Source organism: Thermoactinomyces mirandus (assembly GCF_013868055.1).
GTDB classification, from domain to species: Bacteria; Bacillota; Bacilli; order Thermoactinomycetales; family Thermoactinomycetaceae; genus Thermoactinomyces; species Thermoactinomyces mirandus.
In genome coordinates this window covers 1-22173 of sequence record NZ_JACEOL010000020.1, presented here as the reverse complement: position 1 = coordinate 22173, position 22173 = coordinate 1, and the positions used below count along the sequence as shown (strand labels likewise).

33 protein-coding genes and 1 pseudogene are annotated in these 22173 nt (G+C 42.9%); 26 read left to right on the top strand and 8 right to left on the bottom strand.

The features are described 5' to 3' along the window. Positions 1–59 precede the first annotated feature (59 nt). Positions 60–887 carry a YitT family protein gene (locus H2C83_RS06490; protein ID WP_376766344.1) on the bottom strand — a complete coding sequence of 276 codons (828 nt, stop codon included), beginning with the start codon at positions 885–887 and terminating at the stop codon, positions 60–62. A 201-nt stretch (positions 888–1088) separates the two neighbouring features. Between H2C83_RS06490 and H2C83_RS06485 the strand changes: the two genes are divergently transcribed. After that, a complete protein-coding gene (locus H2C83_RS06485; protein WP_181738959.1) occupies positions 1089–1718 on the top strand; it encodes a fumarylacetoacetate hydrolase family protein in 630 nt (209 codons plus the stop codon). Positions 1719–2307: 589 nt separating this feature from the next. Here H2C83_RS06485 and deoD read toward each other — a convergent pair. Then, entirely contained in the window at positions 2308–3015 is a 708-nt protein-coding gene (gene deoD, locus H2C83_RS06480; RefSeq protein WP_181738957.1) for a purine-nucleoside phosphorylase, read from the bottom strand. 204 nt (positions 3016–3219) lie between these two features. Here deoD and H2C83_RS06475 point away from each other — a divergent pair, with 204 nt between their 5' ends. Both H2C83_RS06475 and H2C83_RS18475 read left to right on the top strand, forming a co-directional pair. Further along, positions 3220–3435 (top strand): hypothetical protein, encoded by a 216-nt coding sequence (locus tag H2C83_RS06475; protein ID WP_181738955.1) that lies wholly within the window; start codon positions 3220–3222, stop codon positions 3433–3435. Between the two features lie 50 nt (positions 3436–3485). Further along, positions 3486–3755: a hypothetical protein gene (locus tag H2C83_RS18475; protein WP_376766346.1), complete on the top strand. Its 270-nt coding sequence runs from the start codon at positions 3486–3488 to the stop codon at positions 3753–3755. Between the two features lie 289 nt (positions 3756–4044). On the opposite strand, the gene H2C83_RS06465 is transcribed toward H2C83_RS18475, so the two are convergent. Further along, positions 4045–4947, bottom strand: coding sequence for a CPBP family intramembrane glutamic endopeptidase (locus H2C83_RS06465; protein WP_181738953.1), 903 nt, complete (start codon positions 4945–4947; stop codon positions 4045–4047). Between the two features lie 130 nt (positions 4948–5077). Here H2C83_RS06465 and H2C83_RS06460 point away from each other — a divergent pair, with 130 nt between their 5' ends. From H2C83_RS06460 to H2C83_RS06425, 8 genes are all read left to right on the top strand, one after another. Next, positions 5078–5770 carry a DUF47 domain-containing protein gene (locus H2C83_RS06460; protein WP_312853866.1) on the top strand — a complete coding sequence of 231 codons (693 nt, stop codon included), beginning with the start codon at positions 5078–5080 and terminating at the stop codon, positions 5768–5770. Positions 5771–6100: 330 nt separating this feature from the next. Next, the gene (locus H2C83_RS06455; RefSeq protein ID WP_181738949.1) at positions 6101–6967 is read left to right on the top strand and encodes a cytochrome c oxidase assembly protein; all 867 of its coding nucleotides are present in this window, start codon (positions 6101–6103) and stop codon (positions 6965–6967) included. A 10-nt stretch (positions 6968–6977) separates the two neighbouring features. Further along, positions 6978–7274 (top strand): c-type cytochrome, encoded by a 297-nt coding sequence (locus H2C83_RS06450; protein ID WP_181738947.1) that lies wholly within the window; start codon positions 6978–6980, stop codon positions 7272–7274. A 96-nt stretch (positions 7275–7370) separates the two neighbouring features. Beyond that, complete coding sequence (locus H2C83_RS06445) at positions 7371–8303, top strand: glycosyltransferase (RefSeq protein WP_181738945.1); 933 nt, start codon at positions 7371–7373, stop codon at positions 8301–8303. Next, complete coding sequence (locus tag H2C83_RS06440; protein ID WP_181738943.1) at positions 8266–9000, top strand: glycosyltransferase family 2 protein; 735 nt, start codon at positions 8266–8268, stop codon at positions 8998–9000. Before H2C83_RS06445 ends, H2C83_RS06440 begins: the two co-directional genes overlap by 38 nt. Before the next feature lie 228 nt (positions 9001–9228). Further along, positions 9229–9735, top strand: coding sequence for a GPP34 family phosphoprotein (locus H2C83_RS06435; protein ID WP_312853867.1), 507 nt, complete (start codon positions 9229–9231; stop codon positions 9733–9735). Positions 9736–9754: 19 nt separating this feature from the next. Continuing rightward, positions 9755–10012: a helix-turn-helix domain-containing protein gene (locus H2C83_RS06430; protein WP_181738939.1), complete on the top strand. Its 258-nt coding sequence runs from the start codon at positions 9755–9757 to the stop codon at positions 10010–10012. A 180-nt stretch (positions 10013–10192) separates the two neighbouring features. After that, complete coding sequence (locus H2C83_RS06425) at positions 10193–10723, top strand: GNAT family N-acetyltransferase (RefSeq protein ID WP_312853865.1); 531 nt, start codon at positions 10193–10195, stop codon at positions 10721–10723. Positions 10724–11061: 338 nt separating this feature from the next. Here the strand turns inward: H2C83_RS06425 and H2C83_RS06420 are convergent, their stop codons facing one another. Then, a complete protein-coding gene (locus H2C83_RS06420) occupies positions 11062–11448 on the bottom strand; it encodes a rhodanese-like domain-containing protein (RefSeq protein ID WP_181738937.1) in 387 nt (128 codons plus the stop codon). Between the two features lie 352 nt (positions 11449–11800). On the opposite strand from H2C83_RS06420, the gene H2C83_RS17680 reads away from it, so the two are divergent. The 7 genes from H2C83_RS17680 (at position 11801) to H2C83_RS06390 (ending at position 15494) form a co-directional block, all read left to right on the top strand. Next, the gene (locus H2C83_RS17680; RefSeq protein ID WP_246333785.1) at positions 11801–11908 is read left to right on the top strand and encodes a winged helix-turn-helix domain-containing protein; all 108 of its coding nucleotides are present in this window, start codon (positions 11801–11803) and stop codon (positions 11906–11908) included. A gap of 198 nt (positions 11909–12106) precedes the next feature. Next, positions 12107–12685 carry a sensor histidine kinase gene (locus H2C83_RS06410; RefSeq protein ID WP_220184044.1) on the top strand — a complete coding sequence of 193 codons (579 nt, stop codon included), beginning with the start codon at positions 12107–12109 and terminating at the stop codon, positions 12683–12685. Then, complete coding sequence (locus tag H2C83_RS18470) at positions 12571–12843, top strand: ATP-binding protein (protein ID WP_376766345.1); 273 nt, start codon at positions 12571–12573, stop codon at positions 12841–12843. Before H2C83_RS06410 ends, H2C83_RS18470 begins: the two co-directional genes overlap by 115 nt. 96 nt (positions 12844–12939) lie before the next feature. Next, on the top strand, positions 12940–13581 hold the full coding sequence (locus H2C83_RS06405; protein ID WP_181738933.1) for a hypothetical protein: 642 nt from the start codon (positions 12940–12942) through the stop codon (positions 13579–13581). Then, positions 13578–14147, top strand: a complete 570-nt coding sequence (locus H2C83_RS06400; protein ID WP_181738931.1) for a TlpA family protein disulfide reductase — start codon at positions 13578–13580, stop codon at positions 14145–14147. The genes H2C83_RS06405 and H2C83_RS06400 overlap by 4 nt, the downstream gene beginning before the upstream one ends. Before the next feature lie 18 nt (positions 14148–14165). Further along, positions 14166–14876, top strand: a complete 711-nt coding sequence (locus tag H2C83_RS06395) for a cytochrome c biogenesis CcdA family protein (protein WP_181738929.1) — start codon at positions 14166–14168, stop codon at positions 14874–14876. A 48-nt stretch (positions 14877–14924) separates the two neighbouring features. Further along, a complete protein-coding gene (locus H2C83_RS06390) occupies positions 14925–15494 on the top strand; it encodes a class I SAM-dependent methyltransferase (RefSeq protein WP_181738927.1) in 570 nt (189 codons plus the stop codon). Between the two features lie 86 nt (positions 15495–15580). Here H2C83_RS06390 and H2C83_RS06385 read toward each other — a convergent pair whose 3' ends face one another. Further along, complete coding sequence (locus tag H2C83_RS06385; RefSeq protein ID WP_181738925.1) at positions 15581–16102, bottom strand: superoxide dismutase family protein; 522 nt, start codon at positions 16100–16102, stop codon at positions 15581–15583. A gap of 188 nt (positions 16103–16290) precedes the next feature. Then, entirely contained in the window at positions 16291–16443 is a 153-nt protein-coding gene (locus H2C83_RS06380; RefSeq protein WP_312853864.1) for a winged helix-turn-helix transcriptional regulator, read from the bottom strand. Positions 16444–16458: 15 nt separating this feature from the next. On the opposite strand from H2C83_RS06380, the pseudogene H2C83_RS06375 reads away from it, so the two are divergent. Both H2C83_RS06375 and H2C83_RS06370 read left to right on the top strand, forming a co-directional pair. After that, a pseudogene (locus H2C83_RS06375) lies at positions 16459–16659 on the top strand (NAD(P)H:quinone oxidoreductase, type IV); the annotation flags it as partial. A 120-nt stretch (positions 16660–16779) separates the two neighbouring features. Then, a complete protein-coding gene (locus H2C83_RS06370) occupies positions 16780–17271 on the top strand; it encodes an NUDIX hydrolase (protein WP_181738921.1) in 492 nt (163 codons plus the stop codon). Positions 17272–17283: 12 nt separating this feature from the next. On the opposite strand, the gene H2C83_RS06365 is transcribed toward H2C83_RS06370, so the two are convergent. Both H2C83_RS06365 and H2C83_RS06360 read right to left on the bottom strand, forming a co-directional pair. After that, on the bottom strand, positions 17284–17535 hold the full coding sequence (locus H2C83_RS06365) for a hypothetical protein (RefSeq protein WP_181738919.1): 252 nt from the start codon (positions 17533–17535) through the stop codon (positions 17284–17286). Then, positions 17523–17711 (bottom strand): class I SAM-dependent methyltransferase, encoded by a 189-nt coding sequence (locus H2C83_RS06360; RefSeq protein WP_181738917.1) that lies wholly within the window; start codon positions 17709–17711, stop codon positions 17523–17525. The genes H2C83_RS06365 and H2C83_RS06360 overlap by 13 nt, the downstream gene beginning before the upstream one ends. 426 nt (positions 17712–18137) lie before the next feature. Here H2C83_RS06360 and H2C83_RS06355 point away from each other — a divergent pair, with 426 nt between their 5' ends. The 6 genes from H2C83_RS06355 to H2C83_RS06330 all read left to right on the top strand — a co-directional run bounded on the left by H2C83_RS06355 (position 18138) and on the right by H2C83_RS06330 (position 21772). Then, a complete protein-coding gene (locus H2C83_RS06355; RefSeq protein WP_181738915.1) occupies positions 18138–18707 on the top strand; it encodes a sulfurtransferase TusA family protein in 570 nt (189 codons plus the stop codon). A gap of 16 nt (positions 18708–18723) precedes the next feature. Next, complete coding sequence (locus tag H2C83_RS06350) at positions 18724–19119, top strand: DsrE/DsrF/DrsH-like family protein (RefSeq protein WP_181738913.1); 396 nt, start codon at positions 18724–18726, stop codon at positions 19117–19119. Positions 19120–19145: 26 nt separating this feature from the next. Further along, on the top strand, positions 19146–20282 hold the full coding sequence (locus tag H2C83_RS06345; protein WP_181739001.1) for an MBL fold metallo-hydrolase: 1137 nt from the start codon (positions 19146–19148) through the stop codon (positions 20280–20282). A gap of 61 nt (positions 20283–20343) precedes the next feature. Continuing rightward, the gene (locus H2C83_RS18465) at positions 20344–20526 is read left to right on the top strand and encodes a sulfurtransferase TusA family protein (protein WP_181738999.1); all 183 of its coding nucleotides are present in this window, start codon (positions 20344–20346) and stop codon (positions 20524–20526) included. A 130-nt stretch (positions 20527–20656) separates the two neighbouring features. Next, positions 20657–21433, top strand: coding sequence for a sulfite exporter TauE/SafE family protein (locus H2C83_RS06335; RefSeq protein ID WP_181738997.1), 777 nt, complete (start codon positions 20657–20659; stop codon positions 21431–21433). Between the two features lie 75 nt (positions 21434–21508). Further along, positions 21509–21772, top strand: coding sequence for a metal-sensing transcriptional repressor (locus tag H2C83_RS06330; RefSeq protein WP_181738911.1), 264 nt, complete (start codon positions 21509–21511; stop codon positions 21770–21772). Positions 21773–22173: the final 401 nt, after the last annotated feature.

Genomic DNA, 22173 nt, shown 5'->3' with positions numbered 1-22173 from the left:
CTTGTTTTTGATAAGCAGACGTTAGTTTTCCAAACGGGGTGGAAAAATATGCATGTTTTTCAGTGAATATCCCGCTTCTTAAACCGGCCGCCCTGGACATCGTGGATGTCTCCAATTGCAAGAAATGCTTCACGGTCAATATCTTCGACGATCGTTTTCAGCTTGGCTTCCTCCAGGCGGGTGATCACGCAAAAAATCACTTTCTTGACTTCACCGGAGTAGCCGCCTTCTCCGCTTAAATAGGTGACTCCGCGTCCTAACCGGTGAAGGATGCAATCGCCGAGGGGTTCCGGTTTGTCACTGATAATCCAGACGGCTTTGGTCTGATTAAATCCTTCAATGGTGGTGTCAATGATCTTGAAAGCGATAAAATAGGCCATCAGGGAATACATGGCCCGATCCCAACCAAATAAAAAGCCGGCACTTCCCAGAATAAAAATGTTGAGGATCAGGACAATCTGGCCGACAGACAACGGCGACCGGTTGTTAAAAACGATCGCCAATATTTCCGTGCCGTCCAGTGATCCGCCATAGCGGATGACCAGACCGACACCGATCCCCAGAATGATTCCGCCAAATACGGTTGCCAGCAGCGGATCCTCGGTTAACGGGTGAATGTGATGAAGCAAATTGGTTCCGACAGACATGATGATTACACCGTAAAATGTGGAGAAAGCAAAGGTTTTTCCGATTTGCTTGTAACCCAGAAACAGAAAAGGGAGGTTCAAGAGAAATAACAGGAATCCGAGGTTTAAATGAAACAGGTGGGACAAAATGATTGAAATTCCCACGATCCCGCCATCGATCACCCGGTTGGGAATAAGAAATATTTCAAGTCCAACGGCAACCAGAGACGCGCCAATCAGAATAAACAAAGCATGTTTCACCAAGCGCCATTTGGACCATCTTTTATGTGTTTTCGTTTCAACCGTATCGGTTATCAAGTGTATCGCCCCTTGTCCATGCTTCCGTAAAGGTTAATTTGCGCCGAAAGAGAAAGGAGTATGCCTTGTGATCCTGGCTTGAAAATTATTCTCTCTTTTCCCGTCAATATGGTAATTTATTAGCGACAAGGGAGGAGACTACATATGGAAACAATTCGCAATATTTATTGCATCGGAAGAAATTATCGATTGCACGCAGAAGAATTGGGAAATGAAGTTCCTCATTTTCCGCTGGTCTTTTTAAAACCGACCCGTTCAGTGGTGAAAGCAAATGGACAGGAAATCATTCTGCCGGGTGATTGCGGCCAGGTCCATTATGAAATGGAATGGATTTTGTATATTTCCCAATCAAAACCGGCAGGAACGTCTGTTGATCAGGTGGTTGGCCAGATGGCTTTAGGGATAGACTTTACTCTGCGCGATGTCCAAAGTGAGTTGAAGAAAAAAGGGCATCCCTGGCTGCTGGCCAAAGGTTTCCGGAATTCGGCGGCCATTACCAGGTTTCGACCGTTTCCCGGCTTTGAAAAATGCCTGACGAAATCTTTTTCGCTATTCAAGAACGGGGAAAGAGTCCAACTTGGGAAAATCAGTGATATGTTGTTTTCTCCGCAGCAGTTGATTGACTATTGTGCAGAGCATTTTGGTCTGGGAGAAGGGGATGTTATTTTTACCGGAACCCCGGCCGGTGTCGGCAAAGTTAAGGATCATGACCACTTGGAACTGTATTGGGAAGACGAAAAAATGGGGGAATGTTTCATCAGAATAGGAAAATAAAAGCTTAAGGTACTTTAGCGTTCGCCTGAAGGAAGGTGTTTGTCCGTGTCCTCCGGCGAACGCTTCCGCTTTGCAGCGATTCCATAATTGATGAGTGCCTGTTTGTGATTGTGGTTGATATCTTTTTTACTTTACACCGAGCAGCCCAAGCCTATTGCATCATAGCACCAATTCCAAAATAATAAAAAATAATCGGAATATTGGTTGATAAAAAAGTATGATTACTCTTTTTAAAATTTTGTCAGACATGTGCCTTGAAGATATAATTGTAAACAAGTTTGCTTCACAGACAAAAACATTAACTATAACCCAATCCACCACAAGAACAAATAAAAAAACACCCTTTAAAAATCCTTACAAGAAGCAGAGAAGAAGTTTCGCCTTTAACCAACCCTTGGTTAAAGGCGGTTTTGGGTCATTTGCAGGCGGACAATTACTTTGTATAATCAACCTTATGGGCGAACAGGTTCGATGTCTCGTGCAAATTTTTTGTTCCATTAATAGGGTGGCTGGAGTAGCCAACTTTGGGTTCATTTCATCCGTCAGGACAAACTTTTGCTCGGTTCATTTTTTGCGTGGGCTTTCCGGATTACTCTTTGGCACAAGTTTCAAGCGCTATTGCGATCATGTCATTAAAGGTGGTTTGCCGTTCTTTTGCCGTGGTTTCTTCGCCGGTAAAAATATGGTCACTGACCGTTAAAATGGAAAGTGCCTGAGCCTGGAATTTTGCCGCAAGGGTGTAAAGTGCCGTAGTTTCCATTTCGACAGCCAGGACTCCGTATTTGCCCAATTTTTCTATCATATCCATATTGTCCCGATAAAAGACATCGGATGTCAGGATGTTTCCGACCCGGACCGGCAGGCTTTTGGCAACGCCGGCTTCATACGCCTTTTTCAACAGATTGAAATCAGCGCACGGAGCGAAGTCAAAACCGGGAAAAGTCTGCCGGTTTATGTTGGAATCGGTACAGGAGGTCATTGCAATAATCATATCGCGCATTTTCACATCTTTCTGAATTGCCCCGCACGTGCCTACGCGAATAAGTTGTTTGACTCCGTATTCCCGGATCAGCTCATTGACATAAATTGAGATGGATGGCACCCCCATTCCCGTTCCTTGTACAGAAACGCGTGTTCCTTTGTATGTACCGGTAAAGCCCAGCATTCCGCGTACTTCATTGTAACAGGTGACATCTTCCAGAAAGGTTTCCGCAATATACTTGGCGCGAAGAGGATCTCCTGGCAATAAAATTCTGTCTGCAATTTCACCTTGTTTTGCTCCAATATGAACACTCATAGTTACACCGTTTCCGATAGATTTCCGGAGCCGGTGTTCACCTCCTTTTTGAATTCCCTAACCATACTATACTAGATTGATCAACATTCCACAAAAACTCCTGTCGACAATTATTGTGAATGCCATAATATATTCCTTCACTCATCTGTAATCCGGGAAGCAGAAAAATAAAATCAGAGAGGTTCGTTATGTGGTACATTCAGATTGGCTGTACTGAAAGGTTATAGAGATATTGGAGGTTCAAGCAATGAAAAAAATAACTATGTTTTTCTGTTAATTATGGCAACTTTATTCTTTGCTTCATTTACTATTTGGGGAAAATCCTTAATGGAATATGCTCCATTAATTGGTTGGACCGGTGCGGCCATTTCTCTTTTACTAGCGATTGTACTATTTATTATGAACAAGAAATCCAATTGATCAATCGACAAGATACTGAATATAACCCAGCAATACAGGGTCTTATTGCCATGGATTTTTCTTTTAAAGATGTGCGTGATAAAAATGGTTATTTGGAAGCGTTGGGACGTCCACGAATCGCAGCCGTTAAACGGGATGCTGATATCGCCGAAGCACAAGCAGTTCGCGATACGGAAATCCAGACATCCAAAGCGCGTGAAGGCGGAGCAAGCAAAGCAAGTAATTATGTAACCAATCTGATGGCCCAGACACCGGAGATGGTAAAACAAGTTTCCGGGATTGATCTGAATCAACTGATCCAAGACTTGATAACACAGTAAAGCCAAAACAGAAAATCACCTGCTTCGCCAGATAAATATATGAACAAAAACTGCTGCCTGTTTTTTGCTGGGTAGCAGTTTTTGTCTCTTTTAAAAACAGAGCCATTCCACTTTCGGCATCTTTCTATATTTCGTCACAGAAACAAACCTATCTTATTCTAATTGCCTCTTGATTAAAAAATTGTTATATTTTTTGGCTTTCAGTGAATAAGTAGGCATACAATCCAGTTAACATGTTGGAGCCAGATGGGCAATTGGCTATTCCAGGTTATATTGGAAAGGACGCGTTTCATGCCACATGGCCAGGGAAGGTAGTTGATTTTTTGGGTGCCTTTAATGCTTTCCGCCATACCAGCCAGGAGGCGATTCCAAGTACAATCGAGGTGAAGATGCTGCCTTCGATACCGAATGGACCGCCATGGATCAGATCAGGGCCGTGGACGGTTGGCTTGAGGAGTGGCTCGGTCAGGCGCTGCCCGCTGATGGCAAATCCATAGACGGAACCTTGTGCCCAATTCCAGACGGAGTGAATGGCACAAATTCCCCATAAACTTCCCTCATTCAATACATGTCCGATTGCAAACAGCCCAAACAGCATGATGTTGAAAAAGGATAATATTGTTATATCATTGTTTAACAAGTGCATGACAGCAAAAAAGAGCAAGGAGGTAACTACCGCAACCCAAAGCGGGGAACGAACAGCCATTACGGGTAATAACCAGCCGCGAACAACAATTTCTTCAGCAGCCCCTTGAACAGCAAAAGAGATAAACGAAATGAGCAGGATAAGAATAAGGGACAGGTTGATTTTTCCCAAATCCAGGGTAAGAAAACCTGTGATGACAAGAAAGAGGACAGGGAGCGAAATCAACGAGAATCCCCAAATCCATCCGGCAATATATTTTTTAAGGGCCCCTTTCCTGGTAAAACCTATCGTTGAAACCGGTCTTTTTTCAACCAGGTATACCCAGGCAAATACAAAAAGGGTGGTGCCTCCAAAAGAAAAAGTCAATTTCAGGTGAATCAGGACACAGTTCATGAACAGAGTGGATGGGACAGGAAAAAGGGACAGAAAAAATACACCCATTCCGCCAATAAAAAAGAAAAGCAATGCGATGACCGGAACGAGAACGGGATGAATTTTTTTCTCTCCCAACCGGGCCTGTTCAAGAATAAAAAAGGAACGATTCATATACGTTATCCTTTCGTTTCATGACATAAAACCACATAGTGACAAAAAAGTGAGAAAAATTTTGCTATCCTTTATCATATATGAAAATACAAAGAAAAACTATTTCACGTATTAAAGAATAATTTCATCTGTGTCTAAGCGCCAGAAAAAAGTGTATACTAGTAAAGAAATCAAAAACGAGATCGTATTATTGGGGGATATACTCGTGTTTAAGAACCGCGGAAACAGAAAGAACTCATACTTGCAAATCATGGCGGATATCACATCAATGATCACAGAAGCTGCCCAACTGTTTCGTGAAAATGTGGAAAATCTGGAGGAGAGGGAAAAATACAGCAAAAAAATCAAGCTGCTGGAATCCAAGGGAGACGAATATACACAACTGCTGATCAAACAGTTAAACAAGGAATATTTTGCCCCGATGGATCGTGAAGATATCTTTCATCTGGTTACAAATCTGGATGATATCATGGATGGGATCGAGGCATGTGCGGCCCGCTGCGTATTTATTGACAAGTCTACCCCTTCTCTGATAAAGTTTGCAGATATCCTGGTTGAGATCTGCAAGTATTTGCAGGATGCATTTACATCCTTAAACAACCGGGAATTTGAAGCGTTGCACAGGATCATTATTGAGATCAATTCATTGGAGACAGAAGCTGACGTTCTGTTGCGGGAAACGCTAAGCAGCCTGTTTGCTGATCCTCAGGATGTGGTTTCCCTGATTAAAATGAAAGATATTTATGAGCGGCTGGAAAAAACGACTGATGCAGCGGAGGATATTGCCGATGTATTTGAAAGTATGATTATCAAATATGCTTGAGACACGAAAACACCGATTCGGTTTTGGCTGAATCGGTGTTTTATCAGAGAAAGCGCGCAATCCGGAATGTAAAGGTGACGCCAATGCTATCGGCGCAGGGATCGGGGCGGCATCTTCCGTTGCAAGGCACCAAAGTTGTTGATCAGGATAACCTGCATGCTTCCCAGGGGGATTTCGTTTATTTTTTAAAATAAATTTATTGTTAATTGCCATTATTATCAACAGCTTGCAGGGAAATCAGGAAAAATTATTGTCGATATGTTATGATTATTAAAGCAAGTAAAAATTATTTGGACTAACTGATTGTTTCCAGTCTATTGGAGGGGTTCCATGACTGCATCACAAACTTTCCTCCAATTGTTTGCCTATGTCAGCAATTGGGATTTTCAGTTGAATCTTGTTTTTCTTCTGGCAGGAATTGCTTATCTTTTGCTTACCGGACCGGTGCGTTGCCGGTTTAAAAACGCGGAACCGGTTAAGGAATGGAAAAAGGCAGTGTTCCTGACTGGTTTGATTTTGTATTATTTTTCCCTTGGAAGCCCTTTAAATCTTTTGGCTCATGAAATGTTCAGCATGCATATGCTGCAAATGGCCTTTTTGTATTTTGTGGTACCGCCGCTTTTGTTGCTGGGGCTTCCGGCTTATTTACTTCGCCTGATCCTGCGTGTCAGAATGATGAAAACAATCCTTTCCTTTTTTACGCGTCCTATTTTTACCTTGTTCCTTTTTAATGGAACAATGTCTTTTTACCATGTGCCGGTTGTATTTGACACGATCATGGCTAGTGAGGCGCTACATAACGTGTCACATGTAATCTTGATGTTTACAGCACTCTGCATGTGGTGGCCAATCGTTGCGCCAGTGCCTGAAATGGATCGATTGAAACCCCTGTTCAAATTGGCGCTTATTTTTGGAAACGGTGTCTTGCTCACGCCGGCCTGTGCCATGATTACCTTTACGAATGAACTATTATTTAATACTTATGCAGAAATGTCGCAATTGGTACCTCTGTTGTCGCCGATTCACGACCAGCAACTGGGTGGCGTGATTATGAAAATCATGCAGGAAATCGTCTATATTACCGCTATTTCCACCGTACTGGTGCGCTGGATTCGCAGTGAGAGAGCAAAGGACGAGAAAGAATTGCTGGAATTGAAATACCAGGCAAAGTTAAATTTGTCGAAAAACGAATTGTGAGGGCTTGAATATGAAAAAGGCAAAAACTGTTTGGATTGCTTTATTGTCTGGATGTTTCCTTTTGCTTGCCGCATGCAGTACCAATGCAGGGGCAAAACAGGACGCAGAAAACATGGTGCAAGCTCCCGAAAAAGTCTACATGCGGCACTGTGCCAATTGTCATGGTGGCAATTTGCAAGGAGGCTTTGGCCCGGCGTTGACAGGGACAGGCAAAAGGAAAGGGAGATATGCCTTCTCAGGATTATATCGGGAAAGAAGACCGGCAAAAACTGGCGGAGTGGCTGTCCGGGGGCAAATAAGCGCATGAGCATCAACCATGGAAGTTGGTGCTCTTTTTAATGGCAAATTTCAGAAAAACGAATATATTGATATTGGATTAATTCACAGGTAAAGGTCGGAATGGATGATGAAAAAAAAAGAACCGCTGGTGATTCGCTTTCGATCCCATATTCCGCCAGCTTATATGGCGCAGTTTCCGCCTGGTCGGAGATATTTGGCTGCCAGTCCGTCCGAGGCGTTGACCATCATCGCAGGCCAACCGGATGATTACGGGATCTGTCTGGCAAATCCTCCGGAATTCGTGTTGAACCAATTAAAGGATCGTGCGAAAAAAACAGAAAACATCATCCTGTTTTACGACTTGCTGCCGAAACCGGAGGAATGCTCTACACTCTCCTCTTTTCATGTAATGGTTCCATCGCTCTGTTTTTATTATTTTTTCCGGCAGCACGGGGTAAATGCGAAGCTGGTCAATCTGTTATCATTATTAAAAATTGACAGGATTGAAAGAACAAAACAGACAGAAGAAAATTTGCCTTCAAGGAAAAAAATATGTTTATGGATTGATGAACGCCTGATTGCACCATGTTATCAGACAGAAATTGCCCGGGTTATTTCCGCACTGTTAAAAAAGTACCACTCGGGGCTGAATGTAATTTGGGTCAGTGAAAAAAAACGTCATTTTTCGTCAGCCGGAGTCCATTTATTAAGGGCAGATAACGTGGGTCGGATAAAAGAATGGCAGAAAGCGAATATTATCCTTACCTTGGGTTCGTCTTTTCAATCGCTGGTTTCTCTCCATCTTCAATTCTTGTCAAGAGGAATTGCAGTAATTACGGATGACCGGGGCGATCACTGCGAATGGGTGAATCATCTGTTTACCGGTTTTGTGTTGGGCAGAAAAGGAACATGCAAAGAACTGGGACGCTATTTACTCCGGATGTTAAAGGATCCTGGCCTGCTTCAGCGGTTTCATGAAAACGGTCCACTGTTATTGGAGAGGGTGATACAAACAGGAAATGAAACATCCACTGGTCAGTTTGGTCATTCCTCATAAAAATGACTGGAAGCGGCTGTATTCCTGCCTGGAGGGGATCCGCCAATACAGCGGCTGCAGCCATGAAATCATTCTGGTGGATAACGGGTCGCCCAGGATTCCCGCTTCCATCTTGAGACAGCCGCATTTGACGGTGATCCACAATCAATGGGATCGGGGAACAGCCGCTTCGTTAAACCAGGGCATGGAAAAAGCGCAAGGAGAGTATATTGGGTGGCTCTGTGCCAATGCATTGCCTTCCCACCGCTGGCTTGGACAATTGCTGCATGTTTTGCGTCAGGATGATTCAATTGGAATGGTGGGACCAGTCACAAACCGGGGTTACGCCAATCAAAAATTGGGGGTTCCTTTTAAAACCATCTCCAAGATTCACCGTTTTTCCAATCAGTTTAACCACATCGATGCAGAACGTTGGAAAGAGACTGAGGTATTGTCCAGGTTTTGCGTATTGTTTCACCGAAAATTGCTTCATGAAATCGGCTGGCTGGATGAACGATATGGATTGGGATCGCATGAGCATGTCGATTACTGCACACGTTTGCGCAATGCCGGTTACAGGTTGATGGTTGCAGGAGATACGTACGTACATCAGTTGGGCAAAAAAGCTGTAAAAAAGGAAGAAATCCGCGACATGATCCGGATCAGGAAACAAAATCATCGATATTATTTGCGCAAGTGGTTTTACCTGCATAACTGATTCATTCAAAAAAACTGTGCAAGGAGTTTTCTGCGCAGTTTTTTATTTGCCAAAAGTGGTTGAATAAGGATTGTAAATTCTGCACAAAACTTATATAGTAAGTAGTAAGTAACAAGTCGGCAGGTGATTGAATAAACCTTTATCGATGTACCTGGAGACATACAGTGTAGGGACAGTGTTTGTGTAATTGTTATTACAAAATAAAATTATGCTTGATGAGAAGAAAAAATCCGTCTAAAGGAAGCGGCGGATACGGGGGTTACCTATATGGATCGGGTATTGGCAGTGGTTAGAAATAAAGAAAACAAACCGAAATCATTAAAAAAATGGATTGTTTACTTTTATTACAGACAAAGACTTCGCAGGCAGGTGCATCAGGCCATTCTCCAAAGCCTGGTCCAAAAAGGGGCTATGAAGGTGGAAGAAAGCAAGGACCAGTTGATTCCCTGGAAAAAATACTTGGATATCGATCAGGCACGGGAATTTGTGGTACAGAAAATCGGGGCCGAACTGTTGGAGCCGGGAACGGTTGAAAAGAGCACAGCGACGCTTTGTCTGTTGTTGGAGAAAACGAATTTGTTAAAAAGTTATTATGAAGAAAAACAATTGAAAGAAAAATTAAAGGAAATAAAAGAACAAGAGCAAGAGAGTATAATTTGGGTAAAAGAAGTATGCAAAGCAATAAATGAAATTGAAGCTGCTATTATGGCATCTTTTGGGGGAGCAGTAACGTAAGAACAAGCAGGTGAATGTCATGTCCCGAAGAAGAAAATGGGAAACCATACAGCAGGCAGAATATGTGACAATCAGTGAGCTGGTGCGGTTATCCGGTGTTCGATACAGCACAATCAAGTATTATACAGAGGAAGGACTCGTTCCTTTTGAACAGGAGGACATACGTTTAACGCGACGTTATCCGCGAGTGGATGCTCTAAAGAGGTTGGAGATTATTAGCCGGTGGCGGAAAGATGGACTGACCATCAGTGAAATCAAAGAGAAACTTGGTGTATAAAACCATTTTACTGACAGGGGTAACAGGGAGATTTGCTCTGTTTACCCCTCTTTTTGGAATTTTCATCTTTGACAAAATTGCAGGTACATGCTTAGATAATAAGATCAGTAGCGTTTCACAGTTTTTGATAGATAGTTTGAAACGGATTTTCTTCTGAAAAACAATGAAGGGAGAACTATCGTGTTAAAACAGATCCGGGCAAATCTGGATGTGGAAATTCGTCCGTTTGATATGAACAAAGACTCACTGGAAGAAATGACAAGGCTTTTGAATGAGGCATATTCAATGTGGCTTGCACGAGGATTAAAGTATGTTGCCGCAACCCAGTCAGTGGAGATTACCAGGGCCAGAATAAAAGATGCTGTCAGTCTGGTTGGATGGTACCAACAGAAAATGATCGGCACAATTACTTACTATTCTCCGGAAATCAATGCCGGCTGCGATTGGTACGATCGGGAGGGAGTAGGGAGATTCGGCCAGTTTGCCACACATCCTGATTACCGAAAATTGGGAATAGGAAGCAAATTGCTGGAGAGAGTGGAAAATATGGCAAGAAGTGAGGGTGTTGATGAATTGGCCCTGGATACCGCCAAAGATGCAGTGGAGTTGATCCAGTATTATAAAAAAAAGGGTTATCGGTTTATCCAATATGTAGATTGGAATATAACCAATTATCGTAGTGTCGTGTTAAGCAAAAAAATGACGTTGTAAAACAACCCAAGGGTTCGGGAAATCTTCATTCCAGGCCCTTGGGTTTTAGTTGTGTACAAATTATATAAACCAGTTTGCTGCACAAACAAAACCAACATTACTTTATAAACAATACCAGAAGAACCACTACAAACACACAACAGTTTAAGCCAACATGTTATAATAAAAAATAGTGTTTTCTATCGCATCGATGTCTCTGCCGCTGAAACGAGCGGGTTGATTGAGGCGAAGTCTTGAACTGCCCGGGAAGTAAAATTCTTCTATCTAAAGGGAAAATAAAACCAAATCTTATCCTTTAACATAAAAATCGTGTTTCCAGACGTTGTATCGTGTGGAACTTATCTTCCTTTTTTGATCGATCCGTTCCAGCTTAACAGTCCGCCTTTCAGATGGAATACCTGTCTGAAACCAAGTTTTCTCAGTTGCCGGGCAGCCATTCCACTGCGCGATCCGCTTTGACAGTAAAGGTAAATGGGTTTGTTTTTGTTCCAATCAGAGGACTTTGTCAGCAGCGTCTGTTTTTGGCTCAGCGGAATGTTTATGGCCCCGGGGATATGACCAGACTTGAATTCATGTTTTTCCCTGACATCAATCAAGAGAATTTTTTGCTTTTTTCTAATGTTCTCCAATTCATCTGAACCTATGGTTTGAATGCCGCGATTCATAAAAAAGAAATATAAAATTGCACCTGCCAACAAGATCAGGCCAATGTAAATACTGTCCATTTCATGTTTTCCTCCTTTTATAAATACTGGTCGTTTTAGTATTTTTTGGATTGACCAGAAGCACAACCTGTACCAACGTTATTTCAATACATATATGGGGTATGTGTAAACAAGCCATTAAAAAATACAAATTTTAAATTGTTTATATATACGTGTATAGGTATAATAGTGGAAGCGATATTTTTTGTCAACTTTTACCCGAACATCTTAATATTTTCTGTCTTATCTTTATCATATCTTAACATTTGCGTAGGGAGTTGAAATATAATGGCAAATTGATTCTGCTGACGCAGCATGAATTCAAATTATTGTATTTTTTCATGAGACATCCGAACCAGATCCTTACCATACGGTGGATATCCATGTGGGCAAATTGAGGGAGAAAATTGAAACAGATGAATCCGTTCCCAACTTTATTGAAACGGTTCGCGGAATGGGGTACCGCTTTGTTGCCCGTTAGTCAAATCATGTTTTGGAACAGGTCTTTACAATGAAAATTAATCCTGGTAGTCATCGTTGCTACCATTATCCATTATTTCTTTTTGAAGAAAATTCTGGTTCCTCTGCAAAATTTGGCCGAATTGACCCGTTCCATGACAGAAGGAAAATATCCAGAGCCGCTTCAATTGACCCGTGATTTCAATCATTTGGCATTATCGTGAAGCAAGCAGAAAAGAGCAGTACACAAATGCTTGGCGGTATCTCCCATGAGCTTCGGACGCCGCTCAGCAATATTAAAGGTTATCTGGAGGCGCTAAGTTTGGGGATGATTCAGGGGGATCCGGCCATTTACCGGATGCTTTACCAGGAATCAGTCCATCTGACGGAACTGGTTGAACAATTTCATCAGCTGACTGTTTGGAAATCCGGAAAGGTGAAACCACTCTCTCTGGAAGAAGTGAATATGAAAGAATTGTTGAAGAGTTGTATTCAGAACTTTGCGCTGGAACTGCAGCAGAAAACGATCGCCGTTCGTGGTTCCGTGTCCCCGGTAATGGTTCAAATCAACAAAGATGGAATAAAAAAAGTTCTCAATAATTTATTGGAAAATGCCATCCAGTATGATATTGGACGCACTATTGATATTACCGGGAAAATTGAGGCGGACAATACATCATCACTATCACCAACATCGGCCAGCCAATTCCTGAAGAAGCGCAACCCCGCATTTTTGAACGTTTTTCCCGTGTGGATTGCTCCCGCCAACCGGGCGGGTCCGGATTGGGGCTCTCCATAGTTAAGGAAATTGTGGAACAACATGGCGGAAATGTTGGGCTCATTTCCAGCGGAAACAGGCACTCGTTCTGGTTCAGCCTTCAAAAAGCGGAATCTGGACAAAATATGCAGGAAGATCAAGAATTCAAAGACTCTGACTGTTACAGACAGGAGGGATAAACCATTATAGATCCGCAATTCCTGTCCCTGGGTCCTTTCCTCGTTCCCCTTCCCTGGCTGACGGCTTTAAGCCTGATATGGATTACAAGCAAATTAGTGGAGCAATGGATTGACCTGGGAGAGAGCAATCTGTCCGATCTTGCTTTGCAAGCAATCTTTGTCTATTTCATTGTTTTTAAACTGAGTCCGTTGTTTTTTTCATTCCATAGTATCAGATCCAATCCGCAGTCCATGCTGTTTTTGACGGGTACATCAAAGGAAGTCTTGGTTGCGGCGCTTGTTACGGCTTTGTATTTGTGGATTCTGGCCAGAAGAAAACAAATCCCGCTTATGCCCCTGCTCGATGCGATTGCTCTTGTCGCTGTTTTTTCCTTTGCCGGGTATCAACTGATTTTTCGCGATTTGGGCAAAGTTACGACGATGCCTTGGGGGTTAACGGTTGAAGGGGGAAGATATGAATATCATCCTCTTAACTATTATCGGTTTCTCTTTCTGGCGTTACTTGTACTCTTTTGGCGGCAAAAAAATAAGAAATGGATTAAAGGAGAGAGTTTTCAATTTTTACTTGTATTTGGCGGGCTTGGGTTATTGTTCATCTCTTATCTTGATTACGAACCGCCATCTAGCAATGGCCTCACTTTTGAACAATGGATCTATGCCCTGGCCGCAACATTGGGCTGGATTCAGGGTTTGATGACGAAAAGAGTTTTACACAGGCTAAAGGAGTTGTCAAAATGAATTGGAGAAATTTATTGATTGGCATTCTTATTGTAATTGCAGTTGGAGGAGCGTTTTGGACAGCCAATTCAGGTAAAGGAGATTCCCCAAACCAGACGACTTCATCCCGGACAGAACAGGCCAGTGTCCAGCGGGATGAATCTCCCCAGGAAAAGATGAAAGCACCTGACTTTACCTTGCAAACACTTGACGGCAAAACGGTGCAATTGAGCAAAAATGGAGGGAAGCCAAGCTTGATTAACTTCTGGGCTTCCTGGTGCCCGCCCTGTAAAGTGGAAATGCCGTATATTCAAAAAGCGTACGAGAAATACGGAAACCAGGTTAATTTCATGATGGTTAACCTGACCGCGATGGATGACAAAGCAAAAATGGAGCAGTTTTTGAAGGAAGGCAGTTATGATTTTCCGGTACTCTTGGATGAGACGGGAAAAGTCGGCGAGATGTATCAGGCGTTTTCCATTCCTACAACTTATATCGTCGATGAGAATGGAATTATTATCAATCATATTATGGGAGCGATGTCAGAGAGCCAACTGACAGAAATCATGGAGAAAATCTCTGAATAAAAAGGAGGGGGAACAGGGATGGAGCTAACCTGGTGGCTGGCACTGGGGGCGGGCTTTTTATCATTTGTATCACCTTGTGTTTTGCCGGTCTATCCGTCTTATCTTTCCTATATGACCGGGATTTCGGTAGGGCAGTTGCGAGAAAGATCCCAGCCATGGAGATTGCGGAAAACAACAATGGTCCACACGCTGTTTTTCATACTCGGTTTTTCCATTATTTTTTATGTGCTTGGCTTTTCGTTCAGTTGGCTGGGAGAGTGGTTTCAGGAATATCAGGATACCATCCGCATGTTGGGAGCTGTATTTATTTTTGCGATGGGGTTATTTATGCTGGGAGTTTTCAAACCTTCCTTTTTGATGAGAGAGAAACGGCTGGAAATTTCCAAAAAACCACTGGGGTATCTTGGATCTGCTCTGGTGGGAATTGGTTTTGCAGCAGGCTGGACCCCCTGTATCGGGCCGATTTTGTCTTCAGTGCTGGCTCTTGCCGCAATCAATCCCGGCGCCGGGTTGGGTTATATGACCGCATACAATTTGGGGTTTGCTATTCCATTTTTCGTGCTAGCCTTCTTTTTAGGGCGAATCCAGTGGATTTACAAGTACATGTCTTTACTGGCAAAAATCGGAGGCGGCTTGATGGTTGTTCTTGGAATTCTGTTATACTTTAATCAAATGACCCTGATTATCAATTGGCTGAGTGCCTTGTCTGGCGGATTTACCGGCTTCTGATCAGAATGAACTCTTACATCGAATTCTGTTTTCAAGGAGAGAGATAAAATGACAAACCATCGTTTTGACCCGACCAAGTTGAATAAACTGGACAATCCGGAACGGAGAAAAGCGTTTCCTCCGGAAAAAATTCTGTCCTTGCTGCAAATAGGGAGAAATGATGTGGTATTGGACCTTGGTGCCGGACCGGGCTATTTCGCCTTGCCCGCTGCATCCCTGACTACCGGCAAGGTTTTTGCACTGGATGTAGAGCCAAAAATGCTTGAAATGTTAGAACAAAAAGTAAACCAGTATTCATTGAAAAATATCCATCTTTTAAAAGGAAATATTGAAGATATTCCAATGGAAAACAATCAGGCAGACCGGATTATTGCCTCTTTGGTGCTGCACGAAGTGGAGTCACTCCCCAAAGCCGTTCAGGAAATAGATCGGGTATTGAAACCAGAGGGACGCCTGCTTTGTCTGGAATTGGAAAAGAAGCCGGTGGAGCAGGTACCTGCGCGCAGGTACCGTATTCATTCCGATGAGATGAAAAAGGTATTGGAGGAGCATGGATTTCATATTGTCCATTTCACTTTTCCCACAGAGCAGCATTATATGATCGTCGCACAAAAATAATCTGACATGAATTTTTCCTGCAGGAGGGTGACATATCAAATCACCCTCCTTTTTACTATCAAAATATTGCGAAATATATTGTGCTTTTAATAGGCAGCCTGAATAATTCCGCATGCCAAACGTTTTCCGGCGTTGCCGGCTGGCTGGGAGCGGTAATCATCCGGATTTTGATGGATTATGATCGCTTTGCCAACCACATCCCGGGGGCGGAACCGATTGGTAAAGAAGCACATTCTTGCATATCCGCTATTTGAGAAAAGAACGGGAAAATCCCCGGCATGGTTGCCATGCGGCTGATTTGTGGGATTCCAATGTTCACCGGCTGCCTGAAAGGGATCATTGCGATTGCCTATTTCACAAGTTCCCCGTTCATGGATATGGAAGCCGAAAGGGCCTATTGGCTGCCGGTTGCCGGAAGCTGGCTGAAAGAGGGGAAGACCGCTTACTTCAACATAAACCTCTGTTCCATAAGGAACTTCCCTGAATGCGACAGAACCTCTGAGGTTTGGAGCGAGGGGGCCGCCGCGGATGTATGCATAGGCTTGCGGCGACTGGCTGATGGCAAATGGGGAAGGAAACATATACATATTATTTATATAACCGTACATCAAACGCACCTCCAGCGTTATTTTGGATAGAGTTTTTACTATCTTATGAAAGGAGGGCGCTTTTGTTGTTCGATTATCAATCCATCCACTTTTTCGCCCATTTTTGTATTTCATCAATACGGACGGGCATTTCCGGACAAACCCGCGGGAAAGGATTCCAGCCGCTTCCAGTTCTTTAAGTCGTTCTTTTAGCATCCGGTCGCCAAGTTCAGAATAACATCTTTTATTTCTAAAAATCGCCTGTTTCCGCTTAGCAGGACACGAATGATCAATCCGGTCCAACGTTTGCCGATCAGTGTCAGAGTAGCTTCAAATTTGGGGCAGGTTTCCGGTTTTTTCATTTTGATCATTCCTCGTATCACTGGGGAGCAATTGTGGTGGCACCGGGATATACCGATCCTGCCATCTTTGAGGCAGGTGGCAGTCCATACGGAACAACGGTTACCGTGGACAATGACGGAAATTGGAAAGAAAATGCCGAAAAAGCGGTTCAGCATCAAACCAGGCGGGTATTGACAGTAGCTGGCTGGATCAAAAAAGGACAGAGCCAAGGTTAAATGATCGGAAAGTGGATAAAAACACCGGTAAAAAAAGCCGGTGCTTTTTATTTTCAATCGTTATCCTGAAATCAGGATTGATATAATAGAAATAGTTTTCTCAAAAGGAGAGGTTAGGTTGTGAAGGTTCGAAATACAGCCCGGATCTTGCTGGTAAATGAACAGAACCGGCTTCTGCTGTTTAAAATGAAAGATGTTACGGTAACGAGCAAAGAAAATCCGCAGGGAGAACCGGTATGGTTTGCTCCCGGAGGCGGTGTTGAGAAAAATGAAACGTTGATAGAAGCAGCCAAGCGGGAATTGTGGGAAGAAACCGGCCTTAAGGATCAAGTAAAGTGGGGGCCCCTGGTCTGGATCAGAAATGTAAATCTGTTTGTCAACAAGGAAGAGACACATTTTATTGAATATTACTACTTTGCCCGCACATTCGAAACCAGAATCAGTATGGAGCATTTTACAGAAACGGAAAAGGATAATTATCGAAACCATTACTGGTGGAGTTTGGATGAATTGAACCATTCCAGGGAATTGATTTTCCCAAAACAGATCGGTAGACAATTACCGCCGCTCTTGCAGGGGAATTTTCCAAAAATACCGGTTTTTGTTGAATAAAAAGGCTTGGATCTAGGTATCCAGGCCTTGTTTTTCGCATATCCAGAATGCTTTTTGCAAATAAATAGCCTGATTTTTAAACCATGACGGGGGTAACAGTTTTAATAGTGGATAAATTTGCTCGCGGTTGGTACGCGGGGTGTTGGTCCAATCCAGCCAGCCGGTCAATTCGATCGCTGCAGACCATATCCGGTGCAGAGTTACTTTGGAAAAACCGATGTGATAAAAAAGGTGCTCCCATTCACTGATGGCTAGACAGCGCATATGGGATGGATCCGCAATGTTTCAATTTGATGCAGGATTTTGGTTGTTTCTGCTTCTTCGGGAGCAACATTGTCTATCAGAATAAAGATACCTTTTGGTTTTAATACACGATGCATTTCCTGAACTGCCAGTTCCGGATTGGAAAAATGGTGAGCAATTTCTTTTTTGTGATCCATAGGTTCGCTCCTGAATCAATTTTTATATTATTATTATAAAATATAATTAAATCGATTTGCATTTATAAGCAAATATAAGGAAAAAGTTATATTAATTATTAAAAAGGAGCTTTTACAGGATTGACAAAAAGAAACTTTTCGTTTATTATAATACCCATAGAGGTATAAGTATTGCAGCTACATCGCAAAAAAAGGAGGAATGTATTTCTGTTTGGGCAAGAGACTGAAGATTAAACATTTTTTGAAAACCAAGAAGTAAAAGCGAAACAGTAAAATGTTCTGTAAAAAGTTCTGGCTGACAAACCATACAACTCAACTGCAGAACAAAACCGGATCTGACATTTAAACGCAGAAGGGAGTCATCCTGACAAATTTGAAGGATGCTCTGGTTAATAAAGAGATACACAATAACTGAGGAGGAAAAATATGTCTGTTAAAGTCGATGTTCAGCTGGATTGTAAAGGTCTTTCCTGTCCAATGCCGATTGTCCGTACCAAAAAAGCGATGGATCAACTGGAACCCGGTCAGGTTATTGAGGTACAGGCAACTGATCCGGGATCTCTTGCAGATATCCAAAGTTGGGCCAAAAATGTCGGCCATCAGTACCTGGGTACGAAACAGGAAGGAGATCTACTGAAACATTATTTGCGAAAGGCTGGCAATTATGTGATGAAAGAGCGTAAATATCCCCGTATGATTCAGAACGAAGAGCTGATACAAAAACTGAATAGTGATAAAAATATATATATTTTAGATGTCCGTGAACCAGCGGAATTTGCTTTTGGGCATATTCCCGGAGCCTGTTCGATTCCGCTCGTGGATCTAGAAAACAGGATTGCTGAGGTTCCAAAGGACCGGACTGTTTATGTCATATGTCGTACAGGAACAAGAAGCGACATGGCTGCACAATTGTTAACCGGACACGGGTTTGAAAATATTATCAATGTTGTTCCGGGGATGTCTGTGTGGACGGGGCCGGTTGAGCAGGAAAACTGATTGAGGAGATGTCTGAATGAACAGAAAAGTTACCATTATCGCGAGCAATGGCAATCTGTTCGATGCTTATAAAGTGTTCAACATTGCGGCGGCTGCAGGTGCATCGGATGATGAAGTAGCTATTTTTTTCACTTTTGACGGATTGAATTTGATTCATAAGGATCTCCATCAGCATTTGCCAGTACCTGCGGGGAAAAAGCATGATTTGGAAAGATTCAAGAAAGCGAATGTTCCTTCTATTCCTGAAATGTTGCAGATGATTCAGGAAATGAATGTCAAGCTGATTGCTTGTCAAATGTCAATGAACGTGATGAATGTTAAAAAAGAAGACCTGGTAGACGGAGTAGATGTGGGTGGTGCGGCAACATTTCTCGATTTTGCTGAAAATGCCGATGTGTCGCTTACATTCTGAAGGGGGGTATTCCCGTGGCAAAATTGATGACTGTGGAAGAAATGGCCAAAAAAGTACTTCACGATAAGCTTTTTATTCTGGATGTTCGCAATGATGAAGAATACAAAAAGTGGAAAATCGAAGGCAAACAAGTGGAATCTCTTAACATTCCCTATTTTGATCTGATCGATGGGGTGGAGCATCTACTTGAGAAGCTGCCCCGGGACAATCGGGATATTCTTGTCGTATGTGCTCAAGAAGGCTCTTCCCGGTTTGTGGCAGAAAAGTTGAGCGAGGCGGGAATGGATCATGTGTATTACCTTCAGGGCGGCATGAAAACATGGAGTAAGTTTTATCATTCGGAACTGGTGGCTGCCGATGAAAATCTGAAATTGTTCCAAATCAACCGACTGGCCAAAGGGTGCCTGTCATACATGCTGATTTCTGAAGGAGAAGCACTGGTTCTTGATCCGGGCAGGAAAACAGATGTATATGTTGATCTTGCCCAAAAGGAAGGAGTTGTCATCCGGCATATTGTCGATACACATGTGCACGCTGACCATATTTCCGGAGGCCCGGAACTGGCCGGGAAAACAGGGGGCACTTACTATTTGCCCAGCAGTGATGTTCAGGATGGTACGGTTTTATTTGAGCCGTTAGAAAATCATCCACAAATCACGATGGGAAAAGTGGTCGTCGAAGTTCTGGCTATTCCGACACCCGGACATACACCAGGGTCGACCTCGCTCCTTGTAAACAAGAAATATCTTTTGTCCGGTGATACGATCTTCGTTGGCGGATTGGGTCGGCCTGACCTTGGCGGCAAGGTGAAAGAATGGGCACAAATGCTTTACGAAACTGTCTTCACAACCATCGCTGACATTCCCGATGACATTTATGTGCTTCCAGGTCATTATTCCACGGTGGCGGAGATAAACGACCAGCATATCGTTGGTGATTATCTTGGAGATATTCGCCAAAGAAACGAAATCATGCGGACACAAAACCGCAAAGCTTTTACCGAAACGGTGGAAGCCTCAGATTCAAGCGAAAAACCACCAAACTTCGACAAGATCGTGTTAATTAACCGCGGACTGGAAACAGTAACGCCGGAGAAAGCCACAGAGCTTGAAATTGGTCCGAATCGCTGTGCTGTTCATCATAGCACTCCCGAACCTGATTGATTATGAACAGGAGGGATCCACGATCGATTTGATTATTGATGCCCGCGGACTTTCTTGTCCGATGCCGATTGTAAAGGTTAAGAAAGGAATCGATTCTCTTCAGACAGGTCAGGTTGTTGAACTGGTTACCACTGACAAGGGATCGGTTAATGATGTGCAGGCTTGGGCGAAAAGGGCCGGGCACGAAATTCTGGCCATTGATGAACAAGAAGGTGAGTATCGTTTCCGGATCAGAAAAGGTTAAATAGCTTCTGTCAGACTTGTCAACAGTGCCATCTGAAAGAGGAGGAGCAGGAAATGCTCCCCTTCTTTCTCTGTTTTCAGAAGACAACAATTGATGCTGGAGATGTTTTTAAGGAAAGAAGTGGTTGGATATGGAACTTGCGTTTCTCGTACTTATTTTTTTAATAGGCTTTATCGGTTCTTTTGTGTCAGGTATGGTAGGTATTGGAGGTTCTGTTATTAAATATCCGCTGCTTCTTTACATTCCTCCTCTTTTGGGATTTGCCGCTTTTACCACTCATGAAGTTTCGGGGATCAGTGCGGTTCAGGTGTTTTTTTCCACAATCAGCGGTGTTTTTGCCTATCGAAAAGGCGGATATTTAAATAAGCCACTTATTTTATACATGGGAATCAGCATTTTGATTGGCAGTTTTATCGGCGGGTATGGCTCCAGGTTTCTCAGCGAAATGCAAATCAATCTTGTTTATGCTGTTTTGGCTACCATTGCTGCAGTCATGATGTTTGTGCCCAAAAAAGGGCTCGATGATATTTCGCTCGACCAGGTAACCTTCAATCCTTTGCTAGCTGCCGGTTCAGCCTTTATTGTCGGACTGGCCTCTGGAATTGTCGGGGCAGCCGGTGCCTTTATTTTGGTACCAATCATGCTGGTCGTCCTGAAGATCCCGACTCGAATGACTATTGCCACTTCGCTTGCCATTACCTTTATATCTTCCATTGGCTCGACTGCAGGTAAAGTTTTGACAGGCCAAGTACTTTTTATTCCAGCTGTAATCATGATTGCAGCCAGTGTAATTGCTTCCCCCATAGGAGCCGGTTTAGGGAAAAAAGTAAATCCCATCGTATTACAGGTAATATTGTCAGTATTGATTGCAGCAACCTCCATAAAAATCTGGTTTGATATCTTTTAGGGTCCAATCTCACATGCCCTGGCAGAACCTGTTCTCACCCGGGATCAATGAAAATGATAACTGAGGAGGCAGACTATGAATTATGATGATGTAAAAAAACGCTTGCGCAGGATCGAAGGGCAAGTCCGTGGTGTCTTGCGGATGATGGAAGAAGACAAAAATTGCAAAGACGTTGTAACCCAACTGACTGCTGTCCGTTCAGCTGTGGATCGGTCGATTGCCTGTATTGTTACATATAATCTGGTGAATCGTTTGAGAAAAGAATTGGGAAAAGGGGAAAACGCAAATACAGAAAATTACCTGGAGGAAGCGATGAATTTAATGGTTCAAAACAAATAAATAAACAGATTACGGGCTACATACTTCCTGGATCAATCAATATACTTTTTATTGTGAATAATGACTCATGCCATCAGATAAGTGATCGGCCTGTAGAAACATCTTTACGAAGCCATTTTTCGGGATTTCGTTTCATCTCCGTCTTGCAAGGAAGCAGCGGGGGCCTCCAGTATTCACTTCCAGGCGGGTTCTGCACTCGCTTCTTCATACTTTGTCGACAAGCTGTTCACGCCAATGGTGTGATTTTTATTATGGAGGGACAAAATCAAAAAGTAATTGTTAAATACATCAGTAAGTAAGTGCTCACTTTACAATGATAGAGAATTTTATTAAAATTGGTTTAGAAAAGAAGTGCTTATGTTATTGAAAGGTGGCTCGACAATGAAATCCCATGTCCTGTT